Origin of the sequence: Paractinoplanes deccanensis, from assembly GCF_016862115.1 — a bacterium.
Classification (GTDB): Bacteria; Actinomycetota; Actinomycetes; order Mycobacteriales; family Micromonosporaceae; genus Actinoplanes; species Actinoplanes deccanensis.
The window spans coordinates 64,931-80,220 of the sequence record NZ_BOMI01000017.1 but is presented as its reverse complement, the minus strand read 5'-3'; the positions used below and the strand labels follow the sequence as shown (position 1 = coordinate 80,220).

14 protein-coding genes are annotated in these 15,290 nt (G+C 72.5%); 7 read left to right on the top strand and 7 right to left on the bottom strand.

The window, feature by feature from the left end:
- Positions 1 to 4 precede the first annotated feature (4 nt).
- The 5 genes from Ade02nite_RS06045 to Ade02nite_RS06025 all read left to right on the top strand — a co-directional run bounded on the left by Ade02nite_RS06045 (position 5) and on the right by Ade02nite_RS06025 (position 5,003).
- Positions 5 to 1,000 (top strand): TIGR03842 family LLM class F420-dependent oxidoreductase, encoded by a 996-nt coding sequence (locus Ade02nite_RS06045; protein WP_203760512.1) that lies wholly within the window; start codon positions 5 to 7, stop codon positions 998 to 1,000.
- The gene (locus tag Ade02nite_RS06040) at positions 997 to 1,839 is read left to right on the top strand and encodes an ABC transporter permease (RefSeq protein ID WP_203760511.1); all 843 of its coding nucleotides are present in this window, start codon (positions 997 to 999) and stop codon (positions 1,837 to 1,839) included. The genes Ade02nite_RS06045 and Ade02nite_RS06040 overlap by 4 nt, the downstream gene beginning before the upstream one ends.
- Positions 1,836 to 2,615 (top strand): ABC transporter ATP-binding protein, encoded by a 780-nt coding sequence (locus Ade02nite_RS06035; RefSeq protein WP_203760510.1) that lies wholly within the window; start codon positions 1,836 to 1,838, stop codon positions 2,613 to 2,615. Before Ade02nite_RS06040 ends, Ade02nite_RS06035 begins: the two co-directional genes overlap by 4 nt.
- Positions 2,612 to 3,376 carry an ABC transporter permease gene (locus Ade02nite_RS06030; RefSeq protein ID WP_203760509.1) on the top strand — a complete coding sequence of 255 codons (765 nt, stop codon included), beginning with the start codon at positions 2,612 to 2,614 and terminating at the stop codon, positions 3,374 to 3,376. Before Ade02nite_RS06035 ends, Ade02nite_RS06030 begins: the two co-directional genes overlap by 4 nt.
- A 529-nt stretch (positions 3,377 to 3,905) precedes the next feature.
- A complete protein-coding gene (locus Ade02nite_RS06025) occupies positions 3,906 to 5,003 on the top strand; it encodes an ABC transporter substrate-binding protein (RefSeq protein WP_203760508.1) in 1,098 nt (365 codons plus the stop codon).
- Here the strand turns inward: Ade02nite_RS06025 and Ade02nite_RS06020 are convergent, their stop codons facing one another.
- From Ade02nite_RS06020 to Ade02nite_RS06010, 3 genes are all read right to left on the bottom strand, one after another.
- Complete coding sequence (locus Ade02nite_RS06020) at positions 5,004 to 5,786, bottom strand: hypothetical protein (RefSeq protein WP_239168568.1); 783 nt, start codon at positions 5,784 to 5,786, stop codon at positions 5,004 to 5,006.
- Between the two features lie 22 nt (positions 5,787 to 5,808).
- The gene (locus Ade02nite_RS06015) at positions 5,809 to 6,321 is read right to left on the bottom strand and encodes a hypothetical protein (protein WP_203760506.1); all 513 of its coding nucleotides are present in this window, start codon (positions 6,319 to 6,321) and stop codon (positions 5,809 to 5,811) included.
- 120 nt (positions 6,322 to 6,441) lie between these two features.
- A complete protein-coding gene (locus tag Ade02nite_RS06010; protein ID WP_239168567.1) occupies positions 6,442 to 8,712 on the bottom strand; it encodes a putative bifunctional diguanylate cyclase/phosphodiesterase in 2,271 nt (756 codons plus the stop codon).
- Between the two features lie 88 nt (positions 8,713 to 8,800).
- Between Ade02nite_RS06010 and Ade02nite_RS06005 the strand changes: the two genes are divergently transcribed.
- A complete protein-coding gene (locus Ade02nite_RS06005; protein WP_203760504.1) occupies positions 8,801 to 9,178 on the top strand; it encodes an Hpt domain-containing protein in 378 nt (125 codons plus the stop codon).
- Here Ade02nite_RS06005 and Ade02nite_RS06000 read toward each other — a convergent pair.
- The 4 genes from Ade02nite_RS06000 to Ade02nite_RS05985 form a co-directional block, all read right to left on the bottom strand.
- Positions 9,175 to 10,353, bottom strand: a complete 1,179-nt coding sequence (locus Ade02nite_RS06000; RefSeq protein WP_239168566.1) for a response regulator — start codon at positions 10,351 to 10,353, stop codon at positions 9,175 to 9,177. The genes Ade02nite_RS06005 and Ade02nite_RS06000 overlap by 4 nt on opposite strands.
- 69 nt (positions 10,354 to 10,422) lie before the next feature.
- A complete protein-coding gene (locus tag Ade02nite_RS05995) occupies positions 10,423 to 12,015 on the bottom strand; it encodes a sensor histidine kinase (protein ID WP_203760503.1) in 1,593 nt (530 codons plus the stop codon).
- The gene (locus tag Ade02nite_RS05990) at positions 12,016 to 12,438 is read right to left on the bottom strand and encodes a response regulator (protein WP_203760502.1); all 423 of its coding nucleotides are present in this window, start codon (positions 12,436 to 12,438) and stop codon (positions 12,016 to 12,018) included.
- A complete protein-coding gene (locus Ade02nite_RS05985; RefSeq protein ID WP_203760501.1) occupies positions 12,429 to 13,274 on the bottom strand; it encodes an SAM-dependent methyltransferase in 846 nt (281 codons plus the stop codon). Before Ade02nite_RS05985 ends, Ade02nite_RS05990 begins: the two co-directional genes overlap by 10 nt.
- Before the next feature lie 66 nt (positions 13,275 to 13,340).
- Between Ade02nite_RS05985 and Ade02nite_RS05980 the strand changes: the two genes are divergently transcribed.
- A complete protein-coding gene (locus Ade02nite_RS05980; RefSeq protein ID WP_239168565.1) occupies positions 13,341 to 15,275 on the top strand; it encodes a hybrid sensor histidine kinase/response regulator in 1,935 nt (644 codons plus the stop codon).
- Positions 15,276 to 15,290 lie beyond the last annotated feature (15 nt).

The window sequence follows — 15,290 nt, the reverse complement described above, 5'->3', positions numbered from 1 at the left end:
GCCCATGGACATCGGAGTGGTACTCCAGAACAACCCCCCGGCCATGCAGGTCGTGGAGCTGGCCAAGCGGGCCGAGGCGGCCGGGTTCAGCCACGTCTGGACGTTCGACTCGCACGTGCTGTGGCAGGAGCCGTTCGTCGTCTACTCGAAGATCCTCGACGAGACCGAGCGCGTGATCGTCGGCCCGATGGTCACCAACCCGGGCACCCGGGACTGGACGGTCCTGGCCTCGCTGTTCGCCACCCTCAACGAGATGTACGGCAACCGCACGATCTGCGGCATCGGCCGGGGCGACTCCGCGCTGCGGGTGCTCGGCGCGACGCCGCAGACCCTCGGGCAGCTGCGCGAGTCCGTCCAGGTGATCCGAGGTCTCGCCAACGGCGAGAAGGTGCTGTTGCGCGGCAAGGAGCAGCAGCTCGCCTGGGCCGCGGACAGCCGGCTGGACGTCTGGGTCGCCGCCTACGGCCCGAAGGCGCTGGCCCTGACCGGCGAGGTGGGCGACGGCTACATCCTCCAGCTCGCCGACCCCGACATCGCGGCCTGGATGATCAACGCGGTGCGCACGGCGGCCGAGGCGGCCGGCCGCGACCCGATGGCGATCAAGTTCTGCGTGGCCGCGCCGGCGTACGTCGGCGACGACCTGGCGCACCAGCGCGAGCAGACCCGGTGGTTCGGCGGGATGGTCGGCAACCACGTGGCCGACATCGTCGCGCGGTACGGCTCGGACGGCACGGTCCCGCAGGTCCTCACCGACTACATCAAGGGCCGGCAGGGCTACGACTACGCCGAGCACGGCCGGGCCGGCAACACGCACACCACGTTCGTGCCCGACGAGATCGTCGACCGGTTCTGCATCCTCGGCCCGGTCGAGAACCACCTGAAGCGGCTGGAGGAGCTGCGCGCGCTCGGCGTCGACCAGTTCGCCGTCTACCTCCAGCACGACGCCAAGGAGGAAACCCTGCGCGCCTACGGCGAGCACATCATTCCGGCGCTCTCGTGAGGAAGGCGCTCTACGCCCTCCTCGGCCTCGCGGTCGCCGCCGCGCTGTGGGAGGGCTACAAGGCGGTCGGCAGCCCGGACGGCACGGTGCTGTTCGGCGTCCGGGTCCTGCCCCGCGCCGACGACCTGTCGATGCCGCACCTGTGGACGGTGGCCGAACGGCTCGGCCGCCCCGAGATCACCGGCGGCCGGCCGGTGTGGATCGTGGTGCTGAACGCGTGCCTGTTCACGCTCGGCATCACGGCCGCCGGCTTCGTCATCGGGGCGCTGGTGGGGCTGCTGCTGGCGGTCGCGATGGAGCGGTTCCGCATCGTCGAGCGCGGGCTGCTGCCGTACGTGATCCTCAGCCAGACCGTGCCGCTGGTCGCGCTCGCGCCGCTGGTGGCGGGCTGGGGCGGCACGATCATGCCGGCCTGGGCGGTGGTGTCGGTGATCGCCGCGTACCTGGCCTTCTTCCCGGTCGCCGTCGGCATGCTCCGGGGGCTCCAGTCGCCGCCGGCGAGCGGCGTGGAGCTGATGCGCAGCTACGCCGCCGGGTGGTGGCGCACCCTGGTCAAGCTGCGGCTGCCGTCCGCGCTGCCCTACCTCTTCCCGGCGCTGCGGCTGGCCGGCGCGGCCGCGGTGGTCGGCGCGGTGGTCGGCGAGATCTCGACCGGCACCCGCGGCGGCGTCGGCCGCCTGATCATCGAATATTCCCGCGAGGCCACCTCGGACCCCGCGAAGGTCTACACCGCGATGCTCGGCGCCGCCCTGCTCGGCCTCGTCGTCGCCGGTCTCGTCAGCCTGCTGGAGCTGCCGCTGATGCGGCACCGCCGGCACGTGGAGGTGGTGACACTATGAGCGCGGTCGTCGTTTCGTCCGTGACAAAGATCTTCAACAAGGGACGCCCGGACGAGGTGGCAGCACTGTCCGATGTCGACCTGACCGTGGGCGACGGTGAGTTCGTGTCGCTCATCGGCCCGTCCGGCTGCGGCAAGAGCACGCTGCTGCGGCTCATCGCCGACCTCATCCCGCCCACCACGGGCACGGTCACGGTCGCCGGCAAGGGCGCCGGCAAGGCCCGCAAGGAGCAGGCGTACGGCATCGCGTTCCAGCAGGCCGGGCTCTTCGAGTGGCGGACCGTGCTGCGCAACGTCGAACTGCCGCTGGAGCTGCGCGGCACGGCGAAGGCCGAGCGCCGGGCCCGCGCCGAACAGATGCTGGCCCTGGTCGGCCTCGCCGACTTCGCCGGGCACTATCCGGCCCAGCTCTCCGGCGGCATGCAGCAGCGGGTGGCGATCGCGCGGGCGCTCGCCGTACAGCCGCCGCTGCTGTTGATGGACGAGCCGTTCGGGGCGCTCGACGAGATGACGCGCGAGCGACTCCAGTCGGAGCTGCTCGGCATCTGCGCCAAGACGGGCACCAGCACGGTCTTCGTCACCCACTCCATCTCGGAGGCCGTCTTCCTGTCCGACCGGGTGGTCGTGATGTCGGCACGACCGGGCCGGATCACCGCGTCGATCACCGTCGACCTGCCCAGCCGCGACGACGCCGGCCGCCAGTCCCCCGCCTTCTTCGACAAAATCACCGAGGTACGCCAGGCGCTGCGCGGCACACCCGTCAAGGCCGCGCCATGAGGTGGGTGCGCAACGTCCTGCCCCCGGTGCTCGTCGGCGTCGCCGCGATCGTCCTGTGGGAGCTGACGGTCTCGCTCGGCCGGATAGCCCCGTTCATCCTGCCCGCCCCGTCGGCGATCTGGGACGAGCTGGTCGCCCAGCGCCAGAACGTCTGGGAGGCCGCGCTCGCGAGCGGCGAGAACGCGCTGATCGGCCTCGCCGCCGGCGCGGCCCTCGGCATCCTCGCGGCGATGGCGGCAAGCCGCTTCCGCCCGCTCACCGAAGTCTCCATCCCGTTCGCCGCGGTGCTCAACGCGCTGCCGATCATCGCGCTCGCCCCGATCCTCAACAACATGTTCGAGTCGACGAGCAGCATCCCCCGCCGCCTCGTCACCGCCATCATCGTGTTCTTCCCGATCTTCGTGAACACCCTGCGCGGCCTACGCGAAGTCAACCCCATCCACCAGGAGCTCATGCACACCTACGCGGCGAGCGGCTGGACCTTCGCCCGCAAGGTGCGCCTGCCCGGCGCCCTCCCCTACGTCTTCACCGGATTGCGCCAGGCCTCGTCCCTCGCCGTCATCGCCGCCGTCGTCGCCGAGTACTTCGGCGGCCTCCAAACCGGGCTCGGCTCCCGCATCACCAGTGCGGCGGCCTTCACGGCCTATCCACGAGCTTGGGCCTTCGTGGTGGGTGCGTGCCTGCTCGGCCTCGTCTTCTACCTGACCACGCTGGTGCTGGAGCGGGTGGCTATGCCTTGGCGCACTCGGTTGATCGCCTGATTGTGCCCCGGCACCGCGACGCCGGCGCGGTGTCTTGTCGGGAGTGGGTCGCGCTGCACCCGCCCACGCAGCACCCGGCCACCCAGCACCCGGCCACCCAGCACCCGCCCACCCAGCACCCGCCCACCCAGCACCCGCCCACCCAGCACCCGCCCTCCCAAGGGGGCCGCCATCCAACACAGTGAGCCTGCCGCACATGGGCCGATCTTGCGGGAGGCCTGTGGACAGCCTGTTCGCCCTTTTCCACAGCCCACTTTCGGAGGTATCGATGCGACAAATACGGATATTTTCTCGCTCTGGGGTGCGATCTGGTCAGGGGGACGCGCGACCTGATCAGGGAGGCATGCGCTCTGATCACGACGGCGCGCGCATTGGCCACGAGGGCGCGCTCTCCCGCAACGGGGACACGCGGTCCAGCCAGGGAGTCGCGCCTTCTCGCCGCGAGGGCGCACGCTCTGGGCGCGGCGGCGCGCGATCCCGTCGCCGCGGTGCGGGGCGTACGGCCGCCGCGCTTGCTGCCGTGTCCTTGATGGTGGTTGCCGGGTGCGGGACGGCCGATCAGGACTCCGCGACTCCCGCGCCCGGCGCCAGCGGGACACTCACCCCCATCAAGCTTCAGCTCCAGTGGTTCTACCAGGCGCAGTTCGCCGGCTACATCGCCGCCGTGGAGCAGGGCTTCTACAAGGAGCAGGGGCTCGACGTGCAGCTCCTCGAAGGCGGCGTCGACATCGTGCCGCAGACCGTTCTCGCTCAGGGCAAGGCCGACTATGCCGTCGCCTGGGTGCCCAAGGCGCTCGCCTCCCGCGAGCAGGGCGCCGGCATCACCGATGTGGGGCAGATCTTCGGGCGTTCCGGCACGTACCAGGTCGCCTGGAAGGACAGCGGCATCCGGACCGCCGCCGATCTCAAGGGCAAGAAGGTCGGCAACTGGGGGTTCGGCAACGAGTTCGAGCTGTTCGCCGGCATGACCAAGGCGGGCCTCGACCCGGGCAAGGATGTCACCCTCGTGCAGCAGCAGTTCGACATGCAGGCGCTGCTCAAGAAGGAGATCGACGCCGCCCAGGCGATGAGCTACAACGAGTACGCGCAGCTGCTGGAGGCCAAGAACCCGCAGACCGGCAAGCTGTACACCGCCGACGACTTCTCGATCATCGATTGGAAGAGTGAGGGTTCGTCGATGCTGCAGGACGCGGTGTGGGCGAACACCGAGAAGCTCAGCGATCCGGCGTACCAGCAGCAGACCGTGAAGTTCCTGACCGCCACGATCAAGGGCTGGGCGTTCTGCCGGGACAACGCCGAGAAGTGCCGTGACCTGGTCGTGGCCAAGGGCTCGAAGCTCGGCAAGAGCCACCAGCTGTGGCAGATGAACGAGGTGAACAAGCTGATCTGGCCGGCCGAGGGCGGCATCGGCGTGGTCGACGACGCGGACTGGAAGCAGACCGTGGACATCTCGATGACCACCAAGAACCAGACCGGCGACACCGTGCTGACCAAGGCGCCGGAGGGGCTGGCCTACACCAACGACTACATCAACCAGGCGATCACCGCCGCCAAGGCGGCCGGCGTGGACGTCAACGGGTCGTCGTTCCAGCCGGCCGCCGTGACCCTCAACGAGGGCGGCGCGTAGTCACTCCGTGATGAGGCGGGCAGCCAGGGCGACCGCGGTCAGGTCGCCCTGGCGCAGCTTCGTGGCCGCGTCGTGCTCGCCGAGGTTCTCCAGCCGGTGCGCGGACGCGTCGACCAGCTGCTCGTCGTCGGCGAGCAGCCGCTTCGCGATCCGCGCCTGGGCGGGGCTGAGGTCGGCGTACGCGCACTGGTCGAGCGCGGTGATGGTCGCCTGGTCCAGCGTGCCGGCGATGGCCCGCTCCGTGACGACCTTGAGCAGCCAGGTCGGCCACCAGCCGTACTTGCCGACCGCCAGCCCGGAGCGCACGGCCATCTCGGGCCGCTGACCGGCGCGGAGCAGCCGCAGGGCCAGCTCCGAGTCGAACTGCTCCAGGCGCAGCGCCTTCAGGAAGACCTTCATCAGCGCCGGCGTGCCGACCACCGGCTCGATCTCGGCCGCCGCCTCGGGGAACCGGCCTTCGAGCGCATGGACCAGCGCGTACGCCTCCGTCGTGCCGGCGTCGCCGGTGGCCCGCTCGTTGAGCCGGTCTACCGTCGCCACCAGCCGCTCGGTGCCCTTCGCCGCACGGGCCGCGAGCTCCTCGCTCGCCGGCTTGTTGAGGTGCCGCACCACCACCTCGGCGGCGATCTCCGCCTCGCGGCGCAGCAGCGGCGACGCGATCTTCGGCGTGATCACGTCGGCGAGGCCCTCGGCCGCGGTGGCGGCGTCGAAGCGCTCGGATACCTCCTGGAACTGCCCCCACCACGACGCGGGGTGGCTCGCGGTCACGACCCCCGTGCTCACTTTCGTCCTCCCACTTGTACCTTCAGTCCCCATCCGTCCCCAGCGGTAGCTCCTCGGGGTCGGCAGGCTCGATCGGCGCGGCGGAGTGCCGCGGTGGCGGCAGCTCGGCCACCGTGTGCCAGGCGCCCGACTTGCGGGCTGCCGGCCGGGTCACCATGTGCACCGGCATCGGCGGCGGCGTGAACGGCCCGGCGCCCCAGCGGACCCAGATCGCCACCCGCCCGGCGGCCGCCTCCGCGAGCAGCTTGTCGACCGTGCGCGGCCGGTCGAGGCGGTCCACCTCGATCGCGATCGGGGGCGCGCCCGGCCGGGCGCACGCCACGTCGAGCACCGAGTTGCCCTTCAGCGGTGGCGGCAGCGGGAAGACGCTCGGCGCCCGCCGGTATACCCGCCATCCGAGGGAGGCGCCCCAGTCCGCGATCGCGTCGATGATCCGGGCCGTCGCCTTCTCGGCGCTCAACTCGGCGAAACGCACCTCGCCCAGCCACTCCGCGAGGGATCGCGCCGTCCGGGTGCCGTCGTCCGCGGTGTCCATCGCCGTACCCTAAGCCCATCTCGTCCCTCCCCCGTCGCGCCGCCACGGCCAGGCCGGCCCGGGCGGCGAGCAACCCGTCGCGCCGCCACGGCCAGGCCGGCCCGGGCGGCGAGCAACCCGTCACGCCGCCACGGCCAGACCGGCCCGGGCGGCGAGCAACCGCGTCATCGCCTCGGCCGGCATCGGCCGGGCCAGGTGGTAGCCCTGGCCGAGCGTGTATCCCAGCCGCATCAGCCGGTCGGCCTGCTCCTGGTTCTCGATGCCCTCGGCCACCGTGTCCAGGCCGAGCGCGCCGGCGAGCTGGATGACCGCCCGTGCCACAGCTTGCCGTGCCTCCGCCTCCGGCGTTCCCATCTCGTCGAGTTCGATGCCGTCGACGAACGATTTGTCCAGCTTGATGATCGACGCGGGGAACGAGCGCAGCAGGCTCAGCGACGACTCGCCGGTGCCGAAGTCGTCGAGCGCCAGCCGTACGCCCATCTCGTGCAACTCGTGCAACGTCCGCGAGACCTGCGGCCCGCGCAGCACCGCCGACTCGGTCAGCTCCAGCACCAGCCGGTCGGCGGGCAGGCCGGTGTCGGCCAGCGCCGCGCGCACGTCGGCGACGAAGTCCGGGTCGTGCAGCTGCCGCACGGACACGTTCGGGCCGAGCTTCTGCATGCAGGCGGGCCCGAACTCGGCCAGCCACGCGGCGGCCTGCCGGCACGACTCGCGCAGCACGAAGCGGCCCAGCGGCACGATCAGGCCGGTGCCCTCGGCGGCCGGGACGAACTCGCCCGGCGGCACCAGGCCCCGCGTCGGGTGCTCCCAGCGCACCAGCGGCTCCACGCCGACGACGCGGCCGGTGGCCAGGTCCATCAGCGGCTGGTAGTGCACGCGGAACTCGCCGGCGTCGAGCGCCCGGCGCAGCTCGCCGCCGATCTGGGCGTGCGCGAGCACCGGCTGTTCCATGCCGTCGTGGTAGCGGACCCAGTTGCCCTTGCCGCGCTGCTTGGCCGCGTACATGGCCACGTCGGCGTGGCACAGCAGCGGGTCCAGGCCGTCGCCGGCGCGGGCGGTGGCGATGCCGATGCTGGCGTGCGCCAGCAGGCGGTGCTCGCTCATCGGTTCGGCGAACCGGTCCAGGACGCGGCGGGCCACCTCCTCGCCGTCGGCGCCGCCGGTCAGCAGCACGGCGAACTCGTCGCCGGCCAGCCGGACGGGCAGGCCGTCCGGGCCGACGGCCTCGCCCAGCGCGGCCGCCACGGCGATCAGCAGTTGGTCGCCCACGTCGTGGCCGAGCGAGTCGTTCACGGTCTTGAAGTCGTCGAGGTCGACCAGGAGCACGGTGGTGTCGCCGGCCTCGAGGGCCTCGGTCACCCGCGTGCGGAACAGGCCGCGGTTGGCCAGGCCGGTGAGCCCGTCGTGGGTGACCTCGTGGCGCAGCCGCTCCTCGGAGGCGCGCTGAGCGCGCAGGAGGCGGCCGTTCTCGCGGGCCGACATCAGCTGGCGCACCGCGACGAGACCGGTGAGCGCCACCGCGGCGAGCACCACGACGCGGTCGGACCAGGTCAGGCCGTTGTGCAGTACGGAGAGCAGGGCCACGTCGACCGCGAAGAGGGCGATGTACGGCAGCCAGGTCCCCGACCGGCGCCGCCGGGCGCCCGGGGAGTTCCACTGCCGGTGCGCGGCGAGCGCGACGAGGATGTGCGCGGTGGGCATGACGACCGCCTGGGCGAGCAGCGTGTTGTCGTCGCTGCCGCTGAGCGACAGCAGGGCCACGCCGACGGCGGTCAGCGACGACGACGCGACCAGCCGGATCGCGGCCCGGTCCACCGGGCCGCCGACGATGTACGACACCTTGGTGACCGCGCCGAGCCCGAGCACCAGCGAGAGGGCCACGAGCACGAGCGCCTGGGTGCTCCAGCCGCTGCTCGAGGTGATCATCGGGGCGAGCCCGAAGCTCCACAGCAGCGTGCCGCCGCCGACGAAGCCGATGGTCCGGTCGATGAGGCGCTTGCGGCGGTCCGCCGGCCCGGCGCCGAGCGGCACCCGGGCGACCGCGCCGAGCGCCGTCAGCATGCCGCCGGCGGCGAGGATCGCGGCGGGCAGCGAGATGGTGGGCAGCTCCGGCATCGCGGCGAAGGCCTGCCCGGCGAGGATCAGGTAGCCGAGGCTCAGCACGGCCGTGCCGGTCAGGACCAGCCGCCAGAAGCGCCGGGCGACCGGGTCGGACGGCAGGCGGCGGAGCAGGGCGCGGACGGCGAGCACCGACGGCACGCCGGCGGCGGGCATGAAGACGTACCCGATGGCGTCCGGCCCGGGACGGGTCACGAACCAGAGCGCGCCCAGCAGGGTGACGAGGGTGGCCGCCGCGACGTAGCGGATCGGCGTGCGGGATTCGGTGGCCACCCCGGAACCATCGGCGGATCGGCCGGAAATCATAGGACTTTTCACGAGAGGGCACCTCCTTCCCCGGGAAGCGAGCAGGATTGTGCGCATGGAGCGGAGCCGGGAGGACGAGGTCCGTGACCGCCTGCGGGACATCGGCGGCGACGACCCCGGCCCGGCCGAGCGCGCGCTGATGAGCCGGCTCATCCGCTCGTTCCTGGCGAAGACGCCCGGCGGTGTGGACCGGCTCGGTGAGTTGCTGCGCGGCGGCGATCCCGCGCAAGTGCGGGACCACGCGCACACGATGAAGGGCTCGGCGGCGAACATCGGCGCCGGCACGCTGGCGGGGATCCTGGCCGAGGTCGAGGACTCGGCCCGCGAGGGCCACGTGCCCGACCCCGACGTGACGCTCGGCCGCGTCGCCGCCGAGCAGGCCCTCGCCTCGGCGGTCCTGGAGCGGTACGCGGCCGAGCTGGAGAAGTCCTAGCCGGCCACCTCGACGGGCAGCAGCATGTCGGGGTCGAAGCGGCGGCCGCCCGGGATGGCCAGCACCGGCTCGACGATCTCGATGGTGCGGGCGAAGTTGGTGAGCCGGTCGAGCAGCAGGTCGGTGACGATCATGCCGCGGCCGATCAGCACGAGGCCGTTGACGGCGACGATGTCCTCGGCCACCCGCATGTTGACCTCGAGGTCGACGACGCGCAGGCCGCGGACCGTCTCGGCGACGTGCTCGACGCCCTTGAGCTTGCGCAGGGCGGTGAGGACCTGCAACGCGCTGTCCTCGCGGCATTCGAGCACGGCGATCGCGCTGTCGACCTCGATACCGCGGCTCTCCAGCGTCTCGTAGTCGATGGCGGTGCGCACCACGGCGACGGCCGCCTCGACCAGCGGGCTGGGGTTGCGCGGCGGCTTCGTGCCGAGCCCGCGGACGATCTCGATGACGTCCTCGAGCATCGGGATGTTCGCCAGCAGCTGCACCGCGACCTCGGGCATGCGGTCGACCATCTGCTGCTCGTCGGAGGTGCAGGGCATGCCCTTGTCGAGCTTCGCGAGCACGCTGGGCGGCAGGGTCACCGCGCCGAGCTGCGACGCCATCGCGGCGACCTCGATCTCCCACAGCGCGTCGAGCTGGAGCTCGTGGCAGAGCTCGCCGACCAGCGTGCGGATGCGGCCGCCGCGGGCGAAGGCGAGCGGGCTGGCCAGCTCCAGACAGCCGAAGAGTGCCTCCAGGCTGCTCTTGAGGGTCTTGTCCAGCAGCTGGCGGTCGGCGGTCGAGCGGCCGTGCAGCTCCACCGCCTCCTGCACGGTCGAGCGCAGCTCGTCGGTCCGCACCGGCTTCGCGAGGTAGCGGTAGACGCCGCCGTCGTTGATGGCGGCGATGGCCGAGTTGAGGTCGCTCTGCGCGGTGTGCAGCACCCGGGTGGTGTCGGGGTATTCGAGCTGGACGCGGCGCAGCAGCTCGACGCCGTCCATCTCCGGCATGCGCAGGTCGCTGATGACCGCGGCGACGGGGCCGTTCTCGGCGAGCAGGCGCAGCGCCTCGGCGCCGCTCTCGGCGATCAGGACCTTGTGGTCGCGGCGCAGCTGGAGTGCGAGCGTCTCGAGGATGGTGGACTCGTCGTCCACGAGCAGCACGGTCGGGCGTGCCAGCGTGTCAGTCATTTCTTCGTCCACCCGTCGGAGCAGTGTCGTCCCTGATATCGCCTCTATCGGCACCGCTCGGCGAGGCCCTTAGGGTCTGCGGGCGGGCAGGCGCACGTGCACGGTGGTGCCGTGCGGCAGATGACCGGTGAGGCGGATGGTGCCGCCGTGCAGCCCGACGATCGCCCGGGCAAGGCTCAGTCCCAGGCCCCGGCCGGCGATGCCCTGGTGGCGCACGTTGCTGCCGCGGTAGAAGCGGTCGAAGACCCGCTCGCGCTCCTCGGCCGGGGTGCCGATGCCGTGGTCGGTGACGGTCAGCTCGACGATGCCGCCCTGCTCGCACAGCCCGACGTGCACGTCGCCGCCCTGCGGGCTGTACTTGATCGCGTTCGCCAGCAGGTCGTCGACCACCTGGCGCAGGCGGTGCGCGTCACCCTCGACCGGCAGCGGCGCGGCCCGGGCGGTGCCGAGCCGCACCCCGGCCGCGGCCGCCTCGGGCGTGGCGGCCGCGATCGCCTCGGCGACGACGGCGGCGAGGTCCACCGGGCCGATCGCCAGGGCGAGATGCCCGGAGTCGAGCCCGGCGAGGTCGAGGAGGCTGTCGACGACGCCGCGCAGCGCGGTGGCGTTGCGCTGCACGACCTCCACCATCGCGCGGGTGTCGTCGCCGAGCCCGGGCTCCTCGTCGAGCATCGACGCGTTCGCCACGATCGAGGTGAGCGGGGTGCGCAGCTCGTGGCCCACCAGCGCGATGAAGTCGTCCTTGGCCCGGGTGAGCTCGCAGGCCAACGCCTCGGCCCGGCGCAGCGCCAGATAGACGCCGATCTGCGCGGCCACCCCGTCGAGCAGCACGGCGAGCAGGTCCTCGTGCGGTTCCGGCGCGGCGGCGTAGCAGGTCAGCACGCCGAGCACGGTGCCGCCGTCGCGGACCGGCACCGCCAGCACCGACCGGATGCCGTGGCGCAGGCAGACGGCGGCCCGGGTGCGCTCCAGCGGGCTGCGCAGGGTCACCGTGTGGGCGATGTCCGGCACCCAGAGCGGCTTGCCGGTGGCCCAGACCCGCCCGGTGATGCCGGCGCCGCGGATCGGCGCGAAGTCGAGCACCGCCTCGAGCCCGCTGCCCGGCGCGCACCAGCGGCCGCCGAAGCCCAGCTCACCGTCCTCGTCGGTGAGCCACAGCTCGGTGGCCGGCCAGCCGAGCGTCTCGCCGAGCGCGGCGAGCACCCCCGGCGCCGCCTCGACGATCTCTTTGGTGGCTCGCAGGGCCCGCTCCACGGCCCGGTGGCAGGCCCGGAACCGCTCGGCCCGGCGCAGGGCGGTCACCTCCTGGGCGATCGCCACCGCGCCCAGGCGCCGGCCGGCGCCGCCGAGGATCGGCCGGGCGATGACGGCCACGATCCGTTCCCGGCGCCCGGGGACGCGGACCACCATGTCGGCGTCGATCACCTCGCCGCGCAGGGCCCGCTGCACCGGCGCCTGGGACCAGGGGATCGGCGTGCCGTCGGTGTCGAAGAGGACGCCGTCGGCGCGCGCCGGGTACTCGCGGAGCGCGGTCTGCTCGCTGAGGCTCATCAGCTCGCGGACCGGCCGGTTGACGAGGACGACCTCGCCGTCCGCGTCGCAGGCGATCACACCGACCGTCAGGCTCTCCAGCAGCGCGTCGAGGAAGGCGTCGCGGTCCACCTACGCGGAGACGGGCCAGCGGGCGGGGCAGCCCACGTCGGCGCCGTGGTGGCCGTGCGGGCCGAGGTCCACGAGGTCGCCGATCACCTCGCGCAGCTTGTCGTTGGGGCACGGTTTGAGCAGGACGGAGCAGACGCCGGCGGCGATGGGGGCGTTGTCGCCGGGGTGCAGGTGCCCGCTGAGCATGACGATCGGGATGTCGCGCAGCTCGCTGTGCTCGCGGATGGCCCGGGTCAGCTCGAGGCCGTCCATCCGGGGCATGCCGAGATCGGTCAGCACGACATCGGGCCGCTCGGCCTCCGCCAGCTCCAGCGCGCGAACGCCGTCGGGGGCGTGGCGCACGGTGTGGCCGGCGCGGGTGAGGAGCCGGGACAGGATCAGGGCGATATCTTCGTCGTCCTCGGCGATGAGTACTACGGCCATTCACCAAGCATGCGCCCAATAAGTCCTTCATGTCCCGATTTTCGGGACATGCCGACGACGAAGGCCCGCCGGGCGACCTCGTCCAGCCCCTCCTCGGCCATCCACTCGCCGGCACCGGCGACGCCCGGCCCCAGCAGCGGCCAGTCGCCGAAGAAGGTGCGGACGTCGTGCTCGTCGCGCATGACCATGGGCGCCGTCGTGTTGTTGTAGATCCGCCGGACCCGCTCGATCCGGTCGGAGGCGCCCTTGCGGCACCCGTGCGTCAGCGCCAGCACGCTGCCCGGCGGCACCGCGCGACGGTAGTCCTCCAGCGCGCTGCCAAGGCGCTCGGTGTCGGGGATGAAGTGGGCCACCGCGATCAGCAGCAGGCAGACCGGCCGGTCGAAGTCGATCAGGTCGCGGACCGCCGGCGCGCCGAGCACGGCGTCCGAGTCGGTGAGATCGGCGAGCAGCACCTCCGCGTACGGGTCGCCGGCCGTCGCGCAGCGCCCGTGCAGGAAGGCGGACGCCTCGAAGTCGACGCCCACGACCGGCGCCCGCGGATCGAGCTCACGGACCACCTCGCGCGTGTCGCCCGGGGACGGGATCCCGCAGCCGAGGTCGAGAAACTGGCGTACGCCGGCCTCGTGGGCCAGGGTGATCGCCCGGCGCAGCACCCGCCGGTTGAGCCGGACGATCGCCGGCAGCTCGGGCATGGCGGTCAGCGCCGCGGCCGCGGCCTCCCGATCGGCGGCGAAGTTGTGCGCGCCGCCGAGGAAGTAGTTGTACATGCGAGCCACGCTGGGCCGCTGCATGTCCACTTCCGGCACGGCCTGCGCCTCGGCCTCACCGATCATGATGCGAGCGTAGGCCCGGATCGTTAACGTGGATGTCATATGGGCGGATCGCGTGCTATTTCCGGGTTGTCCGAGCAGGGGGACCTGCTCCGGTGCATCGTGCGCTCGGCCCACGACGCGATCTACACGGTCGGCCGCGACTTCACCATCCTGACGTGGAACCCGGCCGCCGAGGCGCTGCTCGGCTACCCGCCCGAGGAGATCGTCGGCCGCAGTCTCGACGTGCTCGTGGCGCCCGACCGGCACGCCGACCAGCGCGAGATGTTCAGCCTCCTGGGCGCCGGCGGCCGCCTGGAACGGCTGCGCACCCGGCGGCGGCACCGCGACGGCCGGTGGATCGCCGTCACCCTCTCGATGTCGCCGCTCGCCAGTGACGACGGCGAACTGCTGGGCTTCACCGTGATGGCCCGGGCCACCAGCGCCCGGGAACGGATCGAGGCGAACCTCCAGGCACTGCTGGAAGCGGCACCCGACGCGTTCGTGGGCGTCGGCGACGACGGCCGGGTCATGCTCTCCAACACCCAGGCCGAGCTGCTCTTCGGCCTCACCCGCAACGGGCTCATCGGGCGCAAGGTCGACGCGCTGCTCTCGCCCACGCTGCCGGACGACCCGGCGCCCACGCTGAACGGCGAGGAGTCCCCCGCCGAGCTGCTCGCGCCCGGCGCGCCGCCCACGCCGACCCTGGCCCACCGCCTCGACGGCAGCACCGTGCCGGTCGAGGTGTCGATGAGCGTGCTCCCCACCGAGCAGGGACGCGTGCGCTGCGCCGTCATCCGCGACATCACCGAGCGGATCCGCGCCGACGACCGGTTCCGCCAGCTCCAGGCCGAGGCCGACCGCGCCCGGGTGGAGGCGCAGCTGCAGCGCACCCAGCGGCTCGAGGGCCTGGGCCAGCTCGCCGGCGGGGTGGCGCACGACTTCAACAACCTCATCGCGGTGATCGCCAACTACGCCACCTTCATCGCCGAGGCGGCGGCCGACGCCGGCCTTACCGAGATCGCCGGGGACGCCGAGCAGATCAGCAAGGCGGCCCAGCGCGGCGCCGACCTGACCCACCAGCTGCTCGCCTTCGCCCGCCGCGAGGTGATACGCCCGCGCCCGCTCAACCTCAACGACGTGGTCACCGACATCGAGCAGATGCTGCGGCGCTCGATCGGCGAGCACATCACCCTGGACGTACGCCTGGCCGGCAACATCCCGTCGGTGACGGCCGACCCCGGCCAGATCGACCAGGTGCTGGTGAACCTCGCCGTCAACGCCCGCGACGCCATGCCCCGCGGCGGCGCGCTGACGATCGAGACCGAGCTCCAGGACGTCGACGAGAACTACGCGGCCGGACGCCCGCACCTCAACCCCGGCCGCTACGTGCGGATGCGGGTCAGCGACACCGGCACCGGCATGCCGCCCGAGGTGATCGAGCGCGCCTTCGAGCCCTTCTACACCACCAAGCCCGCCGGCCAGGGCACCGGCTTGGGCCTCGCCACCGTCTACGGCATCGTCACCGCGGCGGGCGGCGACCTCAACGTCTATTCCGAGCCCGGCATGGGCACCACGTTCACGATCCTGCTGCCCACCACCGACGCCGCACCCGTCGACACCGAGGCCCCGGCCGAGTCCCCGGACGACGTCCACCGCCACGGCACGATCCTGGCCGTCGAGGACGAGCCCGCCCTGCGCGACGTGCTGCTGCGCATCCTCACCGGCGTCGGCCACCAGGTGCTGATCGCGCCCGACGGCCCGTCCGCCCTCGCCCTGGCCGAGGCCCACGAGGGCCCGATCGACCTGCTGCTCACCGACGTGGTGATGCCGCACATGCTCGGCAAGGACCTGGCCGAGCGCTTCGCCGAGATCCGGCCGGACAGCGCCGTCCTCTTCATGTCCGGCTACGCCCGCCCGGTCCTCGCCTCGCAGGGCACCCTCGACCCCGACGTCACCCTGGTCGAGAAGCCCTTCAGCAAGGCCCAGCTGCTCACCGCCGTGCAGAAGTCCCTGGAGCGCTGATCCGCCGCGGCCGGC